Genomic DNA, 15,961 nt, shown 5'->3' with positions numbered 1-15,961 from the left:
CGCGCCGTGATCGAAGAGTTCGGCGTAGGTGCTCATGCGTGCGCGCCCGGCTTTTCGACAAGGAACGAGCCGATCACGAGCGCATCGAGCGGCGACGTCCAGAACGATTCGAGTGCGTCGCGCGGCGTATTCACCATCGGCTCGCCGCGCGTATTGAACGATGTATTGACGACAACCGGCACGCCCGTGCGCGCCTTGAACGCCGCGAGCAGATCGTAGTAAAGCGGATGCTGCGCGCGATTGACGGTCTGCACGCGCGCGGTGCCGTCGATATGCGTGACCGCGGGAATGCGCGTCTTCATGTCGTCGCGCACGTCGAACACGAAGAGCATGAACGGCGCGACGCGTGCATCGACGAACCAGTCGGCTGCGTGCTCTTCCATCACGACGGGCGCAACCGGACGAAAGTCCTCGCGATCCTTGATCTCGTTCAGGCGCGCCTGCATGGACGCATCGATGGGCGATGCCAGAATCGAACGCGCGCCGAGCGCACGCGGGCCGAACTCGGTGCGTCCCTGATACCAGCCGATGACGCGGTTCTGCGCGAGAATGTCCGCGGTTTCTTCGGCGATATTCGTGAGCTTGCGATACGGCGCGCGCGTCCACTTGAGGAAGGTTTCGATCTCGTCGTCATCGAACGACGGTCCGAGATATGCGTGATCCATGCGCCATTTTCGACCGCGATCGCCGGTCTTCGCGCGTTGCTGATAGTCGGTCCACAAGGCAGCGCCGAGCGCCGTGCCCGCATCGCCGGCGGCGGGCTGAACCCAGATTTCATCGAACGGTCCGCGATCGCGCAGGCGCGCGTTCATCACGCAGTTGAGCGCGACGCCGCCCGCCATCGCGAGATTCTTCAGACCCGTACGTTCGTGCAGCCACTTCGCGAGTTCGAGCGCGGTCTCTTCCAGAACGACCTGCAATGAATGCGCGATATCGAAATGATGCTGCGTGAGCGGGCCGCCGCGTTCGCGCGCGGGACCGAAGCGCTCGACGAGACGCGGCGCATCGACGGTATAGCTGCCGTCGCGGCGATACTTCACGATCTCGCGAAACTGATCGACATACGCGGGCTTGCCGAACGACGCGAGCGCCATCACCTTGTACTCGTCGGACGAGTGCAGGAAGCCGAGATAGCCCGTCACCGTTTCATAGAGCAGGCCGAGCGAGTGCGGCAGTTCCACTTGCTTGATGCGCGTGTATTCGCCATTCACGAATTGCCCGAGACTCGTCGTGACGCCTTCGCCGCGACCGTCCATCGTAAGTACGGCGGTGTCGTCGAAAGGTGCGGCGAGAAACGCGCTCGCTTCGTGACAGAGATGATGATCGACGTTATGCCACGCGAAGCGCGGGGCGCGTCCGCCGCTTAGGAAACGCCGCTTCAGATGATGCGGCGCGCCGTCGATCAACTGACCCTTCGCATTGACGATATAGCTCAGGAACAGCGGATCCCAGGGCGATTCGGACGGGTTCGTCATCGCTTGCGCCGAGGGCATCATCGGCAGGGATATGTTCGCGTTTGCGTCCTTCGGCATGCCGGAAAACAGATGCGGATCGTACGAATACGCGATGTGATCCACATCCGCGAGTTCGATGCCCGCTTCCTTCAGGCAATAGTCGATTGCATCGAACGGAAGCTGCCATGTGGAAAACGGCACCGGCCGTTTCGCATGCTTGACGTGCGTGAAGCGCTCGTCCTCGGCCGCCGCGATGACGACGCCGTCCTTGACCAGCGCCGCGGCGCTGTCGTGATAAACCGCGTTGATTCCAAGTGTGTACATAGCTTAGCTTGCCTGTGTTATCGGATGGACGGGCGATGCATGTTCTTCTTCGATGAGCTCGAGCGCGGCGGAGACAACCTCGTCTACCTCGACGCCGACAAGGCACGCGTGATGGCCTTCGGGACACACGCTGCGATAGCACCAGCGGCACGAGACATCGTGATACAGCACGCGATGCGATGTTTGCCACGGCATGTGCTGCGGATTCGTGAGTGCGTAGAGATCCACGACGGGCGCGCCCAGCGCGGATGCGAGATGCACCGGTCCGCTGTTGTTCGAGATGAGAACGCGAGCGCGCTGGATGAGCGCGGCGAGTTCGCCGAGTTCGAGCACGCCGGACAGATCGTGCGCGTAGGGACTCGTGCCGCAGGCGGCGCGGCACAAGTGACTTTCGCTTCGCGAGCCCGTCACGAGAATCGGCCATTCCAATTGAGCGCCGAGACGTTCGATCGTTTCGGCGAAGCGTTCGACGGGATAGCGGCGCGATTCCGCGCTCGCACCCGGATGCACGACGATGAACGGTGCGTCCATATCGACATCGCGGGCGATGAGCTTTTGCGTCAGCGAGTCGATATCGGCGGGGCGCACGGAGAAGCGCATGCGCGTATCGTCGGCTTTCGCACCGACTCTTGCGACGAGAGCGAGTTGCCGCTCCACTTCATGCCGTGTGCCGTGCTGCGGTTCAGTCTCCTGAACCCAGTCGGTGAGCAAACCATACGGATTCTCGCGGCAATGCGCGAGCCGCAGCGGAATGCCGGCGAGATGACACAACATGGCCGCGGGCAGCGGATTCTGGCTGTAGACGCTGAAGATCACCGCTGCATCGAAATGCGCCGATGCAAGGCGCGCACGCATGGCGAGATCGGCGAGGGCGTCGATGGGCGCATCCTGCTTGACCCACGGCGCGTCGTATTCGATCACATCGTCGATTGCATCGATGAAAGGCGCCGTCGCCTTGCCCGAACGCGATGCGAGCAAGGTCAGATGCCTGCCCGGCTGCGCGGCGCGTAACGCGTGCAGCGCGGGCGTCGTCATCAGCACGTCGCCGAGATTGTCGAGACGGATGCAGAGAATGCGCTTGACATCCGCGCCCCATTCGCGCGCCTGGCTCGCGGCGCTCTTGCGCGCATGCGCTTCGACGACGGGTGCAAGCATGGGCTTCATGCGGGACACTCCGCATTGACGACTGCAATCGCCGCCTCGTACAGGTCCTTCGCAACGATATCCGGCTCGCGTCCAACGCCTTTGAGCCATTCGGTTTCGTTGCCGTTATCGATCAGCGCACTGCGGCAGCCCGCGCGATGACCGGCTTCGACGTCATCGAGAATGTCGCCGATGAACCAGCTCTGCGAAAGATCGATGCCATGCTCGCGCGCCGCACGCAACAGCAGGCCGGGCGCGGGCTTGCGGCATTCACACGCGCGCGTGAATTCAGGCACGACGCCCCGCGGATGATGCGGGCACCAGTAAATGCCGGCGAACGACGCGCCCGCTTCGGCTGCGAGTTCACGCAAACGCGCTTCGACGCGATCGAGTGCCTGCAAGTCGAACTTGCCGAGCGCGACGCCGCTCTGATTGCTGATTACGAAGATCGGCAGTTCGAGCCACGAAAACAGGCGCAACGCGTCGAGCGCGCCCGGCGCGAGGCGCATCTTCAGCGGATCGACGTTCCAGGGCACATCGTCGAGCAAGGTGCCGTCCTTGTCGATGAAGATCGCAGGCCGCAGTGGTTGCGTCATCGTGCGGCTCCGCCCATGGCAACGCGCGCGGCGGCTTGTCCTTCCTCGCCCGCAAGTCGCACGTAGACCTGTGCGAGCGCCTGCGCGACGCTCGACCATGTGAACATTGCGTTCGCGCGGGCGAGGCCCGCTTCGCCCATTCGCGTGGCGAGCGCGGCATCTCGCTTGAGCGTGACGAGCGCATCCGCGAGCGCGGCCGGATTCTTCGGCGGCACGAGCAAGCCGGTTTCTCCGTGCGCCACCGAGTAGCGAATGCCGCCGACAGCAGCACCGATGACGGGCCGCCCGCAAGCCATCGCCTCCAGCGGCGTGATGCCGAACGGCTCATACCACGGCGTCGTCACGAAGACATCGGCTGCGTTATAGAAGTGCTTCAGTTCACCTCGTCCATGACGGCCCACGAAGTGAACATGCTCTTCGATGCCGCATTGGCGCGCGACCCCGCGCAGCCTGCCGATCTCCGGCGTCGCGTTCTCGTTCGCTTCGTCGGAATTGCCGCCCGCCACATAAAGCTCGGCACTTTCGCCATGCTCACCGTGTAGCATGCCGAGCGCGCGCACGACATTGTCGACGCCCTTGCGCGGCACCATGCGCCCGAGTTGCAGCACGATGAACCGGTCTTGCGGCCAGCCGAGACGTTCTCTCGCTGCCGCCTTGTCTAGCGGATGGAACTCCGCGCGATCGAAGCCGCACGGCACGAGGTCGATGCGCGCGGGATCGGCGTCGTACAGATGAATCAGATCGTTCTCGTCCTGGGGACATTCGGCGATGACCGAATCGGAGCGCCTGACGAGCTCGTCTTCTATATCGAAGCGCGCATCGGGAAAGCCGTCCGATTCGCCTTGATGCAGGCGTCGCACGCGCCCCAGCGCATGAAACGTCGTGACGAGCGGCACGCCGAGCGCGTCCTTGATGCGCAGACCCACGAGGCCCGACATGAAGAAGTTCGCGTGCACGATGTCATACGGTTGCGCTTCGTTCTTCATGAAGTCGATCATGAAGCCGGCGAACGCATCCATATGCGGCAGAAGCTGTTCCTTCGGCAACTGCACGGGCGGACCGGCCGGTACATTTATCACGCGGATGTTTTCGAAGCGCGAGACGAGCGGCAATAACGAACGGTCGCAACGCGTGAACACATCGACGTCGTGACCGATGCGAACGAGCTGACGCGCGACATTCGCCACATAGATGTTTTGCCCGCCGCTGTCTACGCCACCCGCGATCGCCAAGGGCGATGCGTGCTCACTGATCAATGCGATTTTCACGGAAGTCCCCTTATCTTGCGATCCCAATGTGCGTGTGCGCGGCGCGCCATCGCGTGGATCAGTCACCAGCGTTCAGCATTCCCTGTGCCACTCGTTGTCGAACTGGCGAGAACTGCGAAACGATTTGCGGTTCGATGCGGGACGAACCAAATTTCGTTTGGTTCGTCGCGCGACGCACGCGTTTTTACGTGGGGCGTGTAGAACCGAAAGACGCCGACGATTTCGTCTGCCTGGCGCGGCGCAAATCGTCTTCGCGCACGACGCGGCGCATGTCCTGGACGCGCGAGGGGATCACGCGGCGCCTGGTCATCGCCCAAGCGATGCCGCTTGCGAGGATCGGTAAATCGCGCATCAGCGTGCGCTCGCGCCATGCCACGAGGAAGGCTTTTCCGGTGGCGTGAAGGGCTTGGTCGAATGGCAGGCGCATCCATGCGACCCACGCGGCGTTGCGCGCGAGGAGCCTGCGCCGTTGTGCGCTGTCGCGCAGCGGTGAGGGATGGTGATGAAGGACGAGGTCATCCATATAGACCATCTCGTAGCCGGCGGACAGGACATCCAGCGAGACGAGCGTTTCTTCTCCGCCGATGAAAAGCCTGGGCTCGTAGCCGCCGACTTGCCGGAAGACGTCGGTGCGGAACACGCACGCGCCCGCCATGAAGCCGACGAGCGCGGGACCGGGCAAGCCGCGATGCGGCAGCGGGCTTTCGCGCATTCGTTGGCAGGTCTCGTCCGCCGCGCCGTCGGCACCGACGACGACGCGCGCGTTGAGCACCGCGACGCGCGGCGCCGCGTCGAGGATCGCGACGGCGCGCGACAGCGATCCGGCGCTCCACCAGGTGTCGTCATCGCAGAATGCGACGTACTCCGTCGCGACGCGAGCGACGCCGAGATTGCGTCCGGCGGCGCCGAGATTGTCCGGCGCCACGACGAGTTCGACCGATGGAAACTGCGCCGCAATGCGCTCGGCCGTGCCGTCGGTGGACGCATTATCGACCGCTACGATGCGGATGCGGTCCGGCAGCGCGGCAAGTCTTGCGAGCGTGTCGAGCACCTGATCGGCTCTGTTGTACGTCAGCACGACGACGGTGAGCCGCGCGCGATCGGGCTCGGAAAGTGTTGCCGGTTCAGCCATGGTCGACGGCTCGCAGAGTCCAGAAGCGTTCGGGCGCGAGCACGTCGTCATAGCCGTGGGGCCCGAAGGCTTTGAGCTGACTCGCATAACATTGCACCGCGCGTTGCTTCGCTTCGATGCAGCGCGAGAGCGTGGCGGCATCGATCGGATCGAGCAGCGGCGTCGCTTCGATGCCGCTTCCGATGAGCTCGACGAGCCGTTGCTGCACGAGGCCATCCATGCGCCGATATAGACAGTCTTCGTACGCAATGCATGCCGTCGCGTCCGAAAGGCACGCCTCGCGCGCGGCCGTATGAACCAGCGCGTGGTCGGAATGAAAGAGGCCGAGCGGGATGAGGAGCGTGGTGCAATCCATCTCGCGCATCACGTCGCGAATGGCCGAAGCGATCTTGGCGGTGGTCGCGCTCGTGCCGCCTTGCGTGTATTGGGAGTCGAGAAAGCCGAGATGCACGGCGCGAGCGCCCAGGACGTGCAGCGCGGCTTTGTCTTCGACACGGCGCTCGCGCATCGCCTGATGTGCGTCCGCGAAGCCGCACTGCGCGTCCCAGTCGGTGGCGAGCGCCGTGTCCGGCGCACCCGCGAATATCGTGCAGACGGATGCGCCCGGCGACGCGGCGAGCAGGGCGCCGCAACTGAAGACGGCATCGTCGAGATGCGGGGAAATCACCAGGGTTCTTTGAGCGGAGAGAGGCATGGCCGGTTGCTTTCGATGAATCGATCCGAAGCCACTGCGCAATGTGCGTGCCTCGACGCGCCGGTCTGCAGGTAATCGTCTGATCGTGCGCGGTCGGCGCGTGTCGATTGATTAGGAACCCAAGCTAATCGCAACGCGGAGACGACTTCAGCCCATTCGCATGAAGGCACCGCCGGGGTCCGCTCCGACCCAGGCGCATCGGCCGCGACCGACGCTTAACAAGAGCGTGAGCACGCCGGCGCACAAGAAGGCGAGCCGGACGATCGCGGGCTATCTGAGATTGTCGCGCGATGCAGGGCATAGGCTCAGCGCATCGCGATAACTTCAACGCCGCCGCTTCTGCTGAAGCGAAGGCGGCCGTTCGGTCAGGCTGTTCGCCGTGTCCTTGACGAGCGCGCCTGCATCGATGAACTGACGCCGGTACTCCGCCGGCGTCGTTTGCTTCGCGGCCTTGAATTGCCGATTGAAGTTGGCGACGTTCGCAAATCCCGAGCGCGCGGCGATGACCGATATCGGCAGGGACGTGTCGCCCAGCATCCGGCACGCATGGCCGATTCGAACCCGAGCGATGTATCGCCCGACGCTCTCGCCGATGTGCTGCACGAAATAGCGCGTCAAGGTGCGCTCCGAAAGGCTCGCCGCTTCACATAGCTCCGATAGCCGGAGCGGTTCGGCAAAGCGCGCATCGATCATCGAAAGAACGCGATTGATGCGCTCGGGCTCGTGACCGGACGGCCCCGCGTTCGTCTGATTGAAAGCGCTCGGCGACGCGAGCGGATGGCCCGGCGCATCGGCGAGCGTGCACAGGACATCGAGCGCGGCGCTCAGGCGTTCGCGCGGCGCGGTCGAGAGCAACTGTTCGAGACGGCTGCGCATCCGTTCGCCGGCGGGAGGCTCGAACGCCAGCCCGCACGCCGCACGGCGCAGGAGCTTGCGAAGCGGCTCGTATTCGCGGCAGCAGTCCGCCATGCGCCGCGCCCAGTCGCCGTCGAACCAGATGACGATGGCGACTTGCGGCAACGACGAGTCGATCGACCGGTTCGACGACCACGTATGCGGCAAATCAGGCGGCACGAGGACGAGATCCTCGGCCTGATAGTCGTTCACCGAATCGCCGATATAGCGCTTGCCGTGACTGTTCATCGTCAGCGTCAGCTCGTATTCCGGATGGTGATGCCATTCGAATGGAATACGCGCGAGCCGCCGATGGTAAACCCGCACCGAACAGTCCGCGCCGAATTCGACATGCTCGTAGGCTGGTTTCATGGCCGAAAACGCAAATGAATTGCCTGAATCGTATCACCGCCGCAGACGGACGCATCATATGCTGTGTCCACGGCAATTCATGTGGAGACGATCATGGCGCTGAAAATCGATGACTTGCCGGGCGCGATCCGGCAAGCAAAAAAGGAACTGCGCGCCGCGCTGCCGAACTACCGCGAAGTGTTCGCGCAAGTCGAGCAGACGATCGGCGAGGAAGCGAAGCGGATCGCCGCGCGGCGCGATCGCGGCGAAGACGTCATTCCGGAAATTCAGTTCGCCGACATCACCGAAGGGCGCGTGAGCGGCGAGCAGATCGCGCTCGTCAAGTCGAGCGGCGCGTGCGTGATCCGCAATGTCTTTCCACGCGCACAGGTACAGCAATGGGATGAAGACATCGCGCATTACGTCGAACGAAATCGCCTCGACAAGCGCCTCGAAAACCGCGCCGAAGACAAGTACTTCGGTCAGCTCGCGTCGAGCAAGCCGCAAATCTACGGCGTGTACTGGTCGAAGCCTCAAGTGCTGGCGCGCCAGTCGGAGTCGCTGACCGCGGCGCGCGTGTTTCTCAACAAGCTCTGGCGCAACGAGAGCGAAGGACGCGTTCACTTCGACCCGGAACATGTGCCGGTTTATGCCGACCGTCTGCGCCGGCGGCCGCCCGGTTCCGCGTCGCTCGGCTTGTCGGCGCATTGCGATGGCGGCTCGGTCGAGCGCTGGATCGAAGGCAATTTCCGCAAGGTGTATCGCCACGTCTTCGCGGGCAACTGGCGCGATTACGATGCGTTCGATGCCGCTTTCCGTCCCGATGTCGAAGAGATCGCATCGCCGGCCGTGTGTTCGATGTTCCGCACGTTCCAGGGCTGGACCGCATTGACGCCGCAAGGTCCGGGCGACGGCACGCTGCAGCTCGTGCCCATCGCCAACGCGATGGTGTACATCCTGCTGCGCGCGCTTCAGGACGACGTCGCCGACGACGACCTGTGCGGCGCGATGCCCGGACGCGCGCTGTCGATCAGGCCGGAGTTTCACGCGCCGCTGTTCGAGGCGCTGTCGTCGATCCCGAAGATGGATGCGGGCGACACCGTGTTCTGGCATAGCGACGTCATTCACGCGGTCGAAGACGAACACAAGGGCGCCGGCTACAGCAACGTCATGTACATCGCTTCCGCGCCCGGATGCGCCAAAAACGACGCGTATCTGAAGCGTCAATTGCCGAGCTTCCTGAAGGGCGAAAGCCCGCCCGATTTTCCAGGCGATCATTTCGAAGTCGATTTCGAAGGCCGCGCGACGCCCGACGACCTGACGCCGCTCGGCAAGTCGCAACTCGGATTCGAACAGCGCGCGTGAACGCGTCGCTTCATGAATAAATAAAACCCGGAGACAAGCAATGAAACGATCAACGATGTCGGTTGCGGCAGCCGTCGCGATGTTCATCGCCGGCACGCACGCGGTAACGGCCGCCGAACAGATCTCGGTCCTGCACTGGTGGACTTCCGGCGGCGAATCGAAAGCGATCCGCGTGCTCAAGGACGACATGAGCAAGCAAGGATACGAATGGAAGGACTTCGCCGTCGCGGGCGGATCGGGCACGGCGGCCATGACCGCGCTGAAGACACAGGTGATCTCGGGCAACGCGCCCTCCGCCGCGCAGATCAAAGGACCGCTGATTCAGGACTGGGCCGATCAGGGCGTGGTCGTCGCGATCGATCAGGCCGCGGCCGACTGGAAAGCCCACACGCCCGCGCAGATCGACAACGCGATGAAGTCGGGCGGACATTACGTCGCCGCGCCGTTCTCGGTGCATCGGATCAACTGGCTGTGGATCAACAAGGCGGATCTCGACAAGGTCGGCGGCAAGCCGCCCACGACGTGGCCGGAGTTCTTCGCCCTTGCCGACAAATTTCGCGCGGCGGGCATCACGCCTGTCGCGCATGGCGGTCAGCCGTGGCAGGACATGACCATCTGGGAGACGGTCGTGCTGTCGCAAGGCACGGACTTCTATCGCAAGGCGCTCATCGATCTCGATCAGAAGACGCTCACGTCGCCGCAAATGATTCAGGTCTTCGAGACGGTGCAGAAGATACGCACTTACTTCGACAAGGCCTATCACGGCCGCGACTGGAATCTCGCCACCGCGATGGTGATCTCGGGCTCGGGCGGCATGCAGTTCATGGGCGACTGGGCCAAGGGCGAATTCGCGAACGCGAGCAAGAAGGCGGACGTCGACTTCGTCTGCGCGCCCGCTCCGGGCACGTCGAACGCCTACACGTACACGGCGGATACCTTCGTGTTCTTCCAGCAGAACGGGAAGAAGGATGCGACGCCGGGACAGATCGCGATGGCGAGGACGATCATGTCGCCCGAATTCCAGGAACAGTTCAGCCTCAACAAGGGTTCGATTCCCGTTCGCCTCGATGTGCCGATGGACAAGTTCGACAGCTGCGCGAAGAAGTCTCGCGCGGACGAGCAGGCGACGATCAAGTCGGGCGGCTTCCTGCCTTCGCTGGCTTTCGGCGAACTTCAATCGCCGGTGACGGCGGGCGCGATCACCGACGTCGTGACGAATTTCATGAACTCGAACGAGGATGCGAAGGAAGGCGTGCGCAAGCTCGCCGCCGCCGCGAAGATTAAATAAAAGGCGCATCCGTAGCGCCGACGCCTTCATAAGAAGCCTTCCCGCCGCCCGACGGAATGTGGACTCAACGATTGTTCCCGTCTGGCACTAACTTCCTGGATTTTTCGCTGTGGATACTCGGTCATCGGTTCGCCGCTTGCGCGACGGACCGCACCGAAACGGGGAATGCCGCGCCGGCGAGCCCGATTTTCCACTTCTCCAGGAACCGTCATGAACACGATCCGCGTCTGTGGCTTGAAACGCCTGCCGGGCAAGTTGTTTAGAAAGTTCTCGCCGGCGCGCGCGCTGGCGACACTCGTCGTCGCCGTGTGCGCGTGGGGCGGCGCGCAGGCCGCGAACGCCGAAGACAAGGAAGTGACGATCGCGTATCAGCAGATCGTCGATCCCTGGGTCGTCGGCATCGCCGATGGCTCCATCGCCAAGGCGACCGGCTACAAGATCAACTGGCGGCAATTCGAATCCGGCGCGAAGGTGGCGACCGCGATGGCCTCGGGCGACATCAAGATCGGCGTGATCGGCTCCAGCCCGCTCGCCGCCGCCGTCAGCCAGGGCGTGGACGCGCAGCTCTTCTGGATTCTCGACAACATCAACGAAGCCGAGGCGATGGTCGTGCGCAACGGCTCGGGCATCGCCAAGCCGGCGGATCTGAAGGGCAAGACCATCGGCGTCCCGTTCGTCTCGACGACGCACTATCACACGATGTTCGCGCTGCAGCACTGGGGCATCGATCCGTCGTCGGTGAAGATTCTCAACATGCAGCCGAATCAGATCGCGGCGGCGTGGGAGCGCGGCGATATCGACGCTGCCTACGTGTGGGATCCGGCGCTCTCGCAACTCAAGAAGAGCGGCAAGGTGCTGATTACGTCGGGCGATCTGTCCAAGCTCGGCAAGCCGACGTTCGACGGCATCGCGGTCGATCGTGCGTGGGGCGAAGCGCACAAGGACTTCATGGCGAAGTTCGTCAAGGCCATCTCCGATCTCGATGCGCAATACCGCAACGATCCGGCCAAATGGACCGCGCAGTCGCAGCAGGCCGCGGCCATCGCGAAGACGATCGGCGGCGCGCCGGCCGACGTGCCGGGCTCGCTTTCGCTGTATGGCTATCCGTCGGCGCAGGAGCAGGCGACGAAGCAGTGGCTCGGCGGCGGCGCATCGAGCCGCGCGGCCTTCGCGCTCAAGGACACGGCGGACTTCCTGAAGCAGCAGAAGCGCGTCGACGCCGTGCTGCCGGACTATTCGAAGTTCGTGACGGCGGAATACGTCGAAGCCGCGGAAAAACTGAAATAAGCCCGGCCGCGCGCCGCTTGCCCTTGGCACATCCGAGTCCGGAGGACATATGGGTTGCATGCAGGTGAAGAACGTGAGCGTGGTGTTTCCGGGCCGACGCCCGGGCGAGCGCGTGCAAGCGCTCGACGGCATCGATCTCACTATCGGCGATGGCGAATTCGTCGTCGCGCTGGGTGCGTCGGGTTGCGGCAAGACGACGCTTTTATCGCTGATGGCGGGTTTCATCGCGCCGTCATCGGGTGAGATGCTGCTCAACGGCAGGCCGGTAGAAGGGCCGGGCGCCGATCGCGGCGTTGTGTTCCAGAAGCACGCGCTCTTGCCGTGGCTCAACGTGCTCGACAACGCGACCTTCGGCCTGAAGCTGCAAGGCGTGCCGAAGGCGCAGCGCGAGGACATCGCGAAGCGCAATCTCGCGCTCGTCGGCCTTCAGGATTTTCATCGGCACATGATTTATCAGCTGTCGGGCGGCATGCAGCAGCGCGTCGGCATTGCGCGCGCGCTGACCTGCGATCCGGCGATGCTGCTGATGGACGAGCCGATGGCCGCGCTCGATGCCCTCACGCGCGAGACCATCCAGGAGCTGCTGCTCGATGTCTGGCAGCGCACGCAGAAGATGTTGTTCTTCATCACGCATAGCGTCGAGGAGGCGCTTTTTCTGGCGAGCAGGCTGATCGTGATGTCGCCGCGTCCGGGCCGCATCACGCATAGCTACGATCTCGATTTCAACCGCCGCTTCCTCGCCACACGCGATGCGCGCGCGATCAAGTCCAGCCCCGATTTCATCGAGATGCGCGAGCGGGTGCTCGGCATCATCTACGGCGACGAGCGCGCCGCTCATCATGCGGAGGAGATTCATCATGGTTAAGCGCGCATCGATGACGGTGCCGGGTCCCGCGATCGACAGCGGCATCGGCGCATCGCGGCGTCCGCCGGGCCGGCCCGCGCGGCAATCGAAGAAGAAGCCGGTGAAGCCGGGCGACACGTTCGGCGTGCCAGGCTACGGCAGCAGCTTCGCGATGAGCATCGCGACCGTCGCCGTGCTCGTGGCCGGCTGGTTTCTGATCACCGGCATGCACTGGGTCAAGCCGCTCTTTCTTCCGTCGCCGCAAGCGGTCTATGCGAAGTTCATCGCGGTGGCGAGCGATGGCTTCGCGAACTCGACGCTCGCGGAACACGTCGTCGCGAGCTTGCTGCGCGTGTTCGGCGCATTCGCGCTCGCGTGTGCGACGGCGATTCCGGTCGGCGTGATGATGGGCGTCTCGCGGCACGCGCGCGGCGTGTTCGATCCGCCGATCGAGTTTTACCGGCCGCTGCCGCCGCTCGCGTATTTGCCGCTCATCATCATCTGGTTCGGCATCGGCGAGTTCTCCAAGATCTTCCTGATCTATCTCGCGATCTTCGCGCCGCTCGCGATCGCCGCGCGCGCGGGCGTGCGCTCGGTGTCGATCGAGCAGATCCACGCCGCGTATTCGATGGGCGCGTCGCGCACGCAGGTCGTCACGCATGTGATCCTCAAGTCCGCGCTGCCGGAGATTTTCACGGGCATGCGTATCGGCATCGGCGTCGGCTGGACGACGCTCGTCGCGGCGGAGATGGTCGCTTCGACGCGCGGTCTCGGCTTCATGGTGCTCAACGCGGCCGAGTTTCTTGCGAGCGATGTCGTCATCATGGGCATCATCGTGATCGGCTTCTTCGCGCTTTGCTTCGATCTGCTGATGCGGTATCTGGAAAAAGCGATGGTGCCGTGGAAAGGCCGCGTGTGATGCCTTTCAATAGCCGATCCTGAGCGGCTCGGGATGCGTGCGGCTGATCGTGAGCGTCGCGCCGACCTTGAAGCCCGAAAGCGTGATGGATGCCGTGAACGGACGGCATCCGTTCGCCGCGTTCGGATCGAGCGCCGAATTCGCCTGGAACGACTGCGTGACGCCTTCGGCCGCGAAGTACACGGTGACGTCGTTGCCGCGTCTGACCGCGAGCGCGGCGCGCGGTCCGTTGAGCGAGTCGAGGATCGGATCACCGCTGCAATCGGACGATGCGAAATCGACGACCTTCGTCGCGAGCCAGTTGAAGTCGGTCGCGGAAAAGTGAAAGGTCGCGTCCTGTACGCGTGCAATGGGAATCACGGCGGTTGCGTCTCCGGCCGTCAGCGCGACGCCGTTTTGCGCGGCGAAGATCGTGAGATCGCCGATGACGTGACCGTTCGCATCGAACACCCTGACAGGGCGATGCCTTGCCTGATGCGCGAAGTCATCGGCGGGCGATGTTGTTGCGTATAGCGCGATCAGCGCTCCGATCAGCCAGTGCCTCATGTCGGTCTCCGTGCGGTCCGTGCGCGTCTTCCGTCAATAAGCCACGCGCAACGGCTCGGGATAATGCTGCGTCAGCGGATACGTGCGCTCGATGGCCCAGTAGTTGGCGCCTTGGTCAGACAGACTCGTCAGGCAGGTCGTCGCCCCGGTAGACGGATCTGTCTGCCTGAACGACCACACTTGCACGTTGCCGGACATTTGCTTGCCCGCGATATAGACGGTCACGTCGGCGCCTTCTCTGAGCGGCATCGCCGGAGCGGGGCTGCCGGCATCCGCGACGGCGACGCTTCCGGTGCAATCGCGCGATGGGTACGGCACGAACGTATAGCCGACCCATTCGTATTGCGAGGCCGAATACTGCAACGGACCGACGCGCTTGTGATTCACCGCCACGAAGACGGGCTCGCCGTCTATCGCGAGATACACGCCGTTGACGCCCGAATAAACCTCCAGCGGGCCGACGCGCTTTCCCTGTGCGTCGTACACCATCGGCTGGCGCAATGTGTTCTCGCCGGAATGCGCGCGATCGTCGCGTTTATCGCGTTCATTGCGTTCATCGGCGGCGCTCACGCTCGCGCACAGGACGAGCAGCACAACAAGCATTCGACACATGAAGCGTCTCCGTCGATCGTGCCCGATCAATATCTGATGGTGAGCGGCTCGGGATAATGAGCCGTCAGCGGATAGTTCGTCTCGGCCGTGAATGCGGGCACGGGCGCGGTCGATGGCGGCATGTGCCCGATAGTCGGCGGCGGCGTGCACTGCTTGCCGTCGAAGACCGCGACGACCTGAGCGGGCGACGAGTCCGTATCGCCCGCGATCAGGAGCGTGACGTCCGCGCCCGTTCTCATCGCGATCGACGGTCGTGGGCCGCTGCCGGGAGGAATGATCGGCGAGCCGCTGCAATCGGCGGTCGAGTAGTCGAATGGTCCGTAAGTCGACCACTGGAATTTCGCCGAGTCGTACGCTTCGCCGTTGTTGTTCAGGCGCGTGATCTGCGCGAAGACGAGCGCGCGGTCGATCGTGAGGAACACGCCGTCGTAGCCGCCGTAAGAAGCAAGGCGTCCGATAAGTTTGCCTTGTGCATCGAATACTTTCAGGGCGGGCTGGTCGCGATGTCGTCGCCAGTCCTGCCTCTCGTCTGCGTCCGCATGCAGGGACATTGCGCTCACGGCCGACAGGACCACGAAGATAAGCGACAGACGCATGAGGCGTCTCCTTCCACTGACGACGTCCGCATGGGGCTTGCGGACCGGATTCGACTGTTCAATGAGCATAGGTTCGCGATGCGCTTATTTCAAGCGCCGCGAAGTCATGGATAGCTTTGCAAATCGCCGTCGGCTCGTTCGTCTTTGAATGAGACCCGAAGGAGCACGCGATGAGCGGACGCGATTTTCTCGAACAAGGCCCTCTTGCGGCCATCGACGGGGTGAGGATCGGCGAGTTGATCGGACTCGATGGCGACGCTGCGTCCCCGTTCGTCGTCTACCCTGGCCAGCCGGGGAGCGCGGCGCTCGTCGCGCGCACGGTCGTCGATCTGCGCGGCATGCATATCGGCCGTCAAGTCGCGCTGATGTTCGAAGCCGGAGACCCGACGCGCCCGATCGTCATCGGCTGTCTGATCGGATGCGAAGCCTGGCCGTTCGACGATGCGCCCGCACAGATCGATGTCGACGCCGATGGCAAGCGGCTTCTCGTGACGGCGAAGGAGCAGATGGTGCTGCGTTGCGGAAAAGCCAGCATCACGCTCACGCGCGACGGACATGTGCGCATACGCGGAAGCAGCGTGTCGAGCAGTGCGTCAGGACTGAATCGCATCATCGGCGGATCGGTGCAGATCAACTGATGCATGTCGC

16 protein-coding genes are annotated in these 15,961 nt (G+C 63.6%); 6 read left to right on the top strand and 10 right to left on the bottom strand.

The window, feature by feature from the left end; genetic code table 11:
- Positions 1 to 32 precede the first annotated feature (32 nt).
- The 7 genes from NCS03_RS29390 to NCS03_RS29360 form a co-directional block, all read right to left on the bottom strand.
- Positions 33 to 1,778: a carbamoyltransferase family protein gene (locus tag NCS03_RS29390; RefSeq protein WP_250530369.1), complete on the bottom strand. Its 1,746-nt coding sequence runs from the start codon at positions 1,776 to 1,778 to the stop codon at positions 33 to 35.
- Positions 1,779 to 1,781: 3 nt separating this feature from the next.
- Positions 1,782 to 2,942, bottom strand: a complete 1,161-nt coding sequence (locus tag NCS03_RS29385) for a glycosyltransferase family 9 protein (RefSeq protein WP_502801556.1) — start codon at positions 2,940 to 2,942, stop codon at positions 1,782 to 1,784.
- A complete protein-coding gene (locus NCS03_RS29380; RefSeq protein ID WP_008345366.1) occupies positions 2,939 to 3,517 on the bottom strand; it encodes a D-glycero-alpha-D-manno-heptose-1,7-bisphosphate 7-phosphatase in 579 nt (192 codons plus the stop codon). Before NCS03_RS29380 ends, NCS03_RS29385 begins: the two co-directional genes overlap by 4 nt.
- Positions 3,514 to 4,785 (bottom strand): glycosyltransferase family 4 protein, encoded by a 1,272-nt coding sequence (locus tag NCS03_RS29375; protein ID WP_250530368.1) that lies wholly within the window; start codon positions 4,783 to 4,785, stop codon positions 3,514 to 3,516. The genes NCS03_RS29380 and NCS03_RS29375 overlap by 4 nt, the downstream gene beginning before the upstream one ends.
- 184 nt (positions 4,786 to 4,969) lie before the next feature.
- Complete coding sequence (locus tag NCS03_RS29370; protein WP_008345368.1) at positions 4,970 to 5,917, bottom strand: glycosyltransferase family 2 protein; 948 nt, start codon at positions 5,915 to 5,917, stop codon at positions 4,970 to 4,972.
- On the bottom strand, positions 5,910 to 6,584 hold the full coding sequence (locus NCS03_RS29365; protein WP_250530367.1) for a PIG-L deacetylase family protein: 675 nt from the start codon (positions 6,582 to 6,584) through the stop codon (positions 5,910 to 5,912). Before NCS03_RS29365 ends, NCS03_RS29370 begins: the two co-directional genes overlap by 8 nt.
- Before the next feature lie 351 nt (positions 6,585 to 6,935).
- Positions 6,936 to 7,877: a helix-turn-helix domain-containing protein gene (locus NCS03_RS29360; RefSeq protein WP_008345370.1), complete on the bottom strand. Its 942-nt coding sequence runs from the start codon at positions 7,875 to 7,877 to the stop codon at positions 6,936 to 6,938.
- 93 nt (positions 7,878 to 7,970) lie between these two features.
- Between NCS03_RS29360 and NCS03_RS29355 the strand changes: the two genes are divergently transcribed.
- The 5 genes from NCS03_RS29355 (at position 7,971) to NCS03_RS29335 (ending at position 13,559) form a co-directional block, all read left to right on the top strand.
- A complete protein-coding gene (locus NCS03_RS29355; RefSeq protein WP_175982419.1) occupies positions 7,971 to 9,221 on the top strand; it encodes a DUF1479 domain-containing protein in 1,251 nt (416 codons plus the stop codon).
- Between the two features lie 40 nt (positions 9,222 to 9,261).
- Positions 9,262 to 10,509, top strand: a complete 1,248-nt coding sequence (locus NCS03_RS29350) for an ABC transporter substrate-binding protein (protein ID WP_502801555.1) — start codon at positions 9,262 to 9,264, stop codon at positions 10,507 to 10,509.
- Positions 10,510 to 10,719: 210 nt separating this feature from the next.
- Positions 10,720 to 11,796, top strand: coding sequence for a taurine ABC transporter substrate-binding protein (gene tauA / locus NCS03_RS29345; protein ID WP_250530366.1), 1,077 nt, complete (start codon positions 10,720 to 10,722; stop codon positions 11,794 to 11,796).
- 49 nt (positions 11,797 to 11,845) lie between these two features.
- Complete coding sequence (locus tag NCS03_RS29340; RefSeq protein ID WP_008345374.1) at positions 11,846 to 12,661, top strand: taurine ABC transporter ATP-binding protein; 816 nt, start codon at positions 11,846 to 11,848, stop codon at positions 12,659 to 12,661.
- Positions 12,662 to 12,671: 10 nt separating this feature from the next.
- Positions 12,672 to 13,559 carry an ABC transporter permease subunit gene (locus NCS03_RS29335; RefSeq protein WP_200889158.1) on the top strand — a complete coding sequence of 296 codons (888 nt, stop codon included), beginning with the start codon at positions 12,672 to 12,674 and terminating at the stop codon, positions 13,557 to 13,559.
- A 6-nt stretch (positions 13,560 to 13,565) separates the two neighbouring features.
- Here NCS03_RS29335 and NCS03_RS29330 read toward each other — a convergent pair whose 3' ends face one another.
- From NCS03_RS29330 to NCS03_RS29320, 3 genes are read right to left on the bottom strand one after another with little or no spacing between them, the layout of a single operon-like run.
- A complete protein-coding gene (locus tag NCS03_RS29330; protein WP_250530365.1) occupies positions 13,566 to 14,105 on the bottom strand; it encodes a hypothetical protein in 540 nt (179 codons plus the stop codon).
- Positions 14,106 to 14,138: 33 nt separating this feature from the next.
- Positions 14,139 to 14,717, bottom strand: a complete 579-nt coding sequence (locus NCS03_RS29325) for a hypothetical protein (RefSeq protein WP_250530364.1) — start codon at positions 14,715 to 14,717, stop codon at positions 14,139 to 14,141.
- 26 nt (positions 14,718 to 14,743) lie between these two features.
- Complete coding sequence (locus NCS03_RS29320) at positions 14,744 to 15,313, bottom strand: hypothetical protein (protein WP_250530363.1); 570 nt, start codon at positions 15,311 to 15,313, stop codon at positions 14,744 to 14,746.
- Positions 15,314 to 15,483: 170 nt separating this feature from the next.
- Here NCS03_RS29320 and NCS03_RS29315 point away from each other — a divergent pair, with 170 nt between their 5' ends.
- Complete coding sequence (locus tag NCS03_RS29315; RefSeq protein WP_250442125.1) at positions 15,484 to 15,951, top strand: DUF6484 domain-containing protein; 468 nt, start codon at positions 15,484 to 15,486, stop codon at positions 15,949 to 15,951.
- The last annotated feature ends 10 nt before the right edge of the window (positions 15,952 to 15,961 follow it).

It is taken from the genome of Caballeronia sp. ATUFL_F1_KS4A (assembly GCF_023630905.1).
GTDB classification, from domain to species: Bacteria; Pseudomonadota; Gammaproteobacteria; order Burkholderiales; family Burkholderiaceae; genus Caballeronia; species Caballeronia zhejiangensis.
The sequence above is the reverse complement of the archived record's forward strand: the minus strand, read 5'-3'. Positions and strand labels throughout refer to the sequence as shown.

Bases quoted from the DNA above. Each gene is read 5' to 3' on its own strand.
- NCS03_RS29390 (WP_250530369.1), bottom strand. From the start codon at position 1,778: ATGTACACACTTGGAATCAACGCGGTTTATCACGACAGCGCCGCGGCG.
- NCS03_RS29385 (WP_502801556.1), bottom strand. From the start codon at position 2,942: ATGAAGCCCATGCTTGCACCCGTCGTCGAAGCGCATGCGCGCAAGAGC.
- NCS03_RS29380 (WP_008345366.1), bottom strand. From the start codon at position 3,517: ATGACGCAACCACTGCGGCCTGCGATCTTCATCGACAAGGACGGCACC.
- NCS03_RS29370 (WP_008345368.1), bottom strand. From the start codon at position 5,917: ATGGCTGAACCGGCAACACTTTCCGAGCCCGATCGCGCGCGGCTCACC.
- NCS03_RS29360 (WP_008345370.1), bottom strand. From the start codon at position 7,877: ATGAAACCAGCCTACGAGCATGTCGAATTCGGCGCGGACTGTTCGGTG.
- NCS03_RS29355 (WP_175982419.1), top strand. From the start codon at position 7,971: ATGGCGCTGAAAATCGATGACTTGCCGGGCGCGATCCGGCAAGCAAAA.
- NCS03_RS29350 (WP_502801555.1), top strand. From the start codon at position 9,262: ATGAAACGATCAACGATGTCGGTTGCGGCAGCCGTCGCGATGTTCATC.
- tauA (WP_250530366.1), top strand. From the start codon at position 10,720: ATGAACACGATCCGCGTCTGTGGCTTGAAACGCCTGCCGGGCAAGTTG.
- NCS03_RS29340 (WP_008345374.1), top strand. From the start codon at position 11,846: ATGGGTTGCATGCAGGTGAAGAACGTGAGCGTGGTGTTTCCGGGCCGA.
- NCS03_RS29335 (WP_200889158.1), top strand. From the start codon at position 12,672: ATGACGGTGCCGGGTCCCGCGATCGACAGCGGCATCGGCGCATCGCGG.
- NCS03_RS29330 (WP_250530365.1), bottom strand. From the start codon at position 14,105: ATGAGGCACTGGCTGATCGGAGCGCTGATCGCGCTATACGCAACAACA.
- NCS03_RS29325 (WP_250530364.1), bottom strand. From the start codon at position 14,717: ATGTGTCGAATGCTTGTTGTGCTGCTCGTCCTGTGCGCGAGCGTGAGC.
- NCS03_RS29320 (WP_250530363.1), bottom strand. From the start codon at position 15,313: ATGCGTCTGTCGCTTATCTTCGTGGTCCTGTCGGCCGTGAGCGCAATG.
- NCS03_RS29315 (WP_250442125.1), top strand. From the start codon at position 15,484: ATGAGCGGACGCGATTTTCTCGAACAAGGCCCTCTTGCGGCCATCGAC.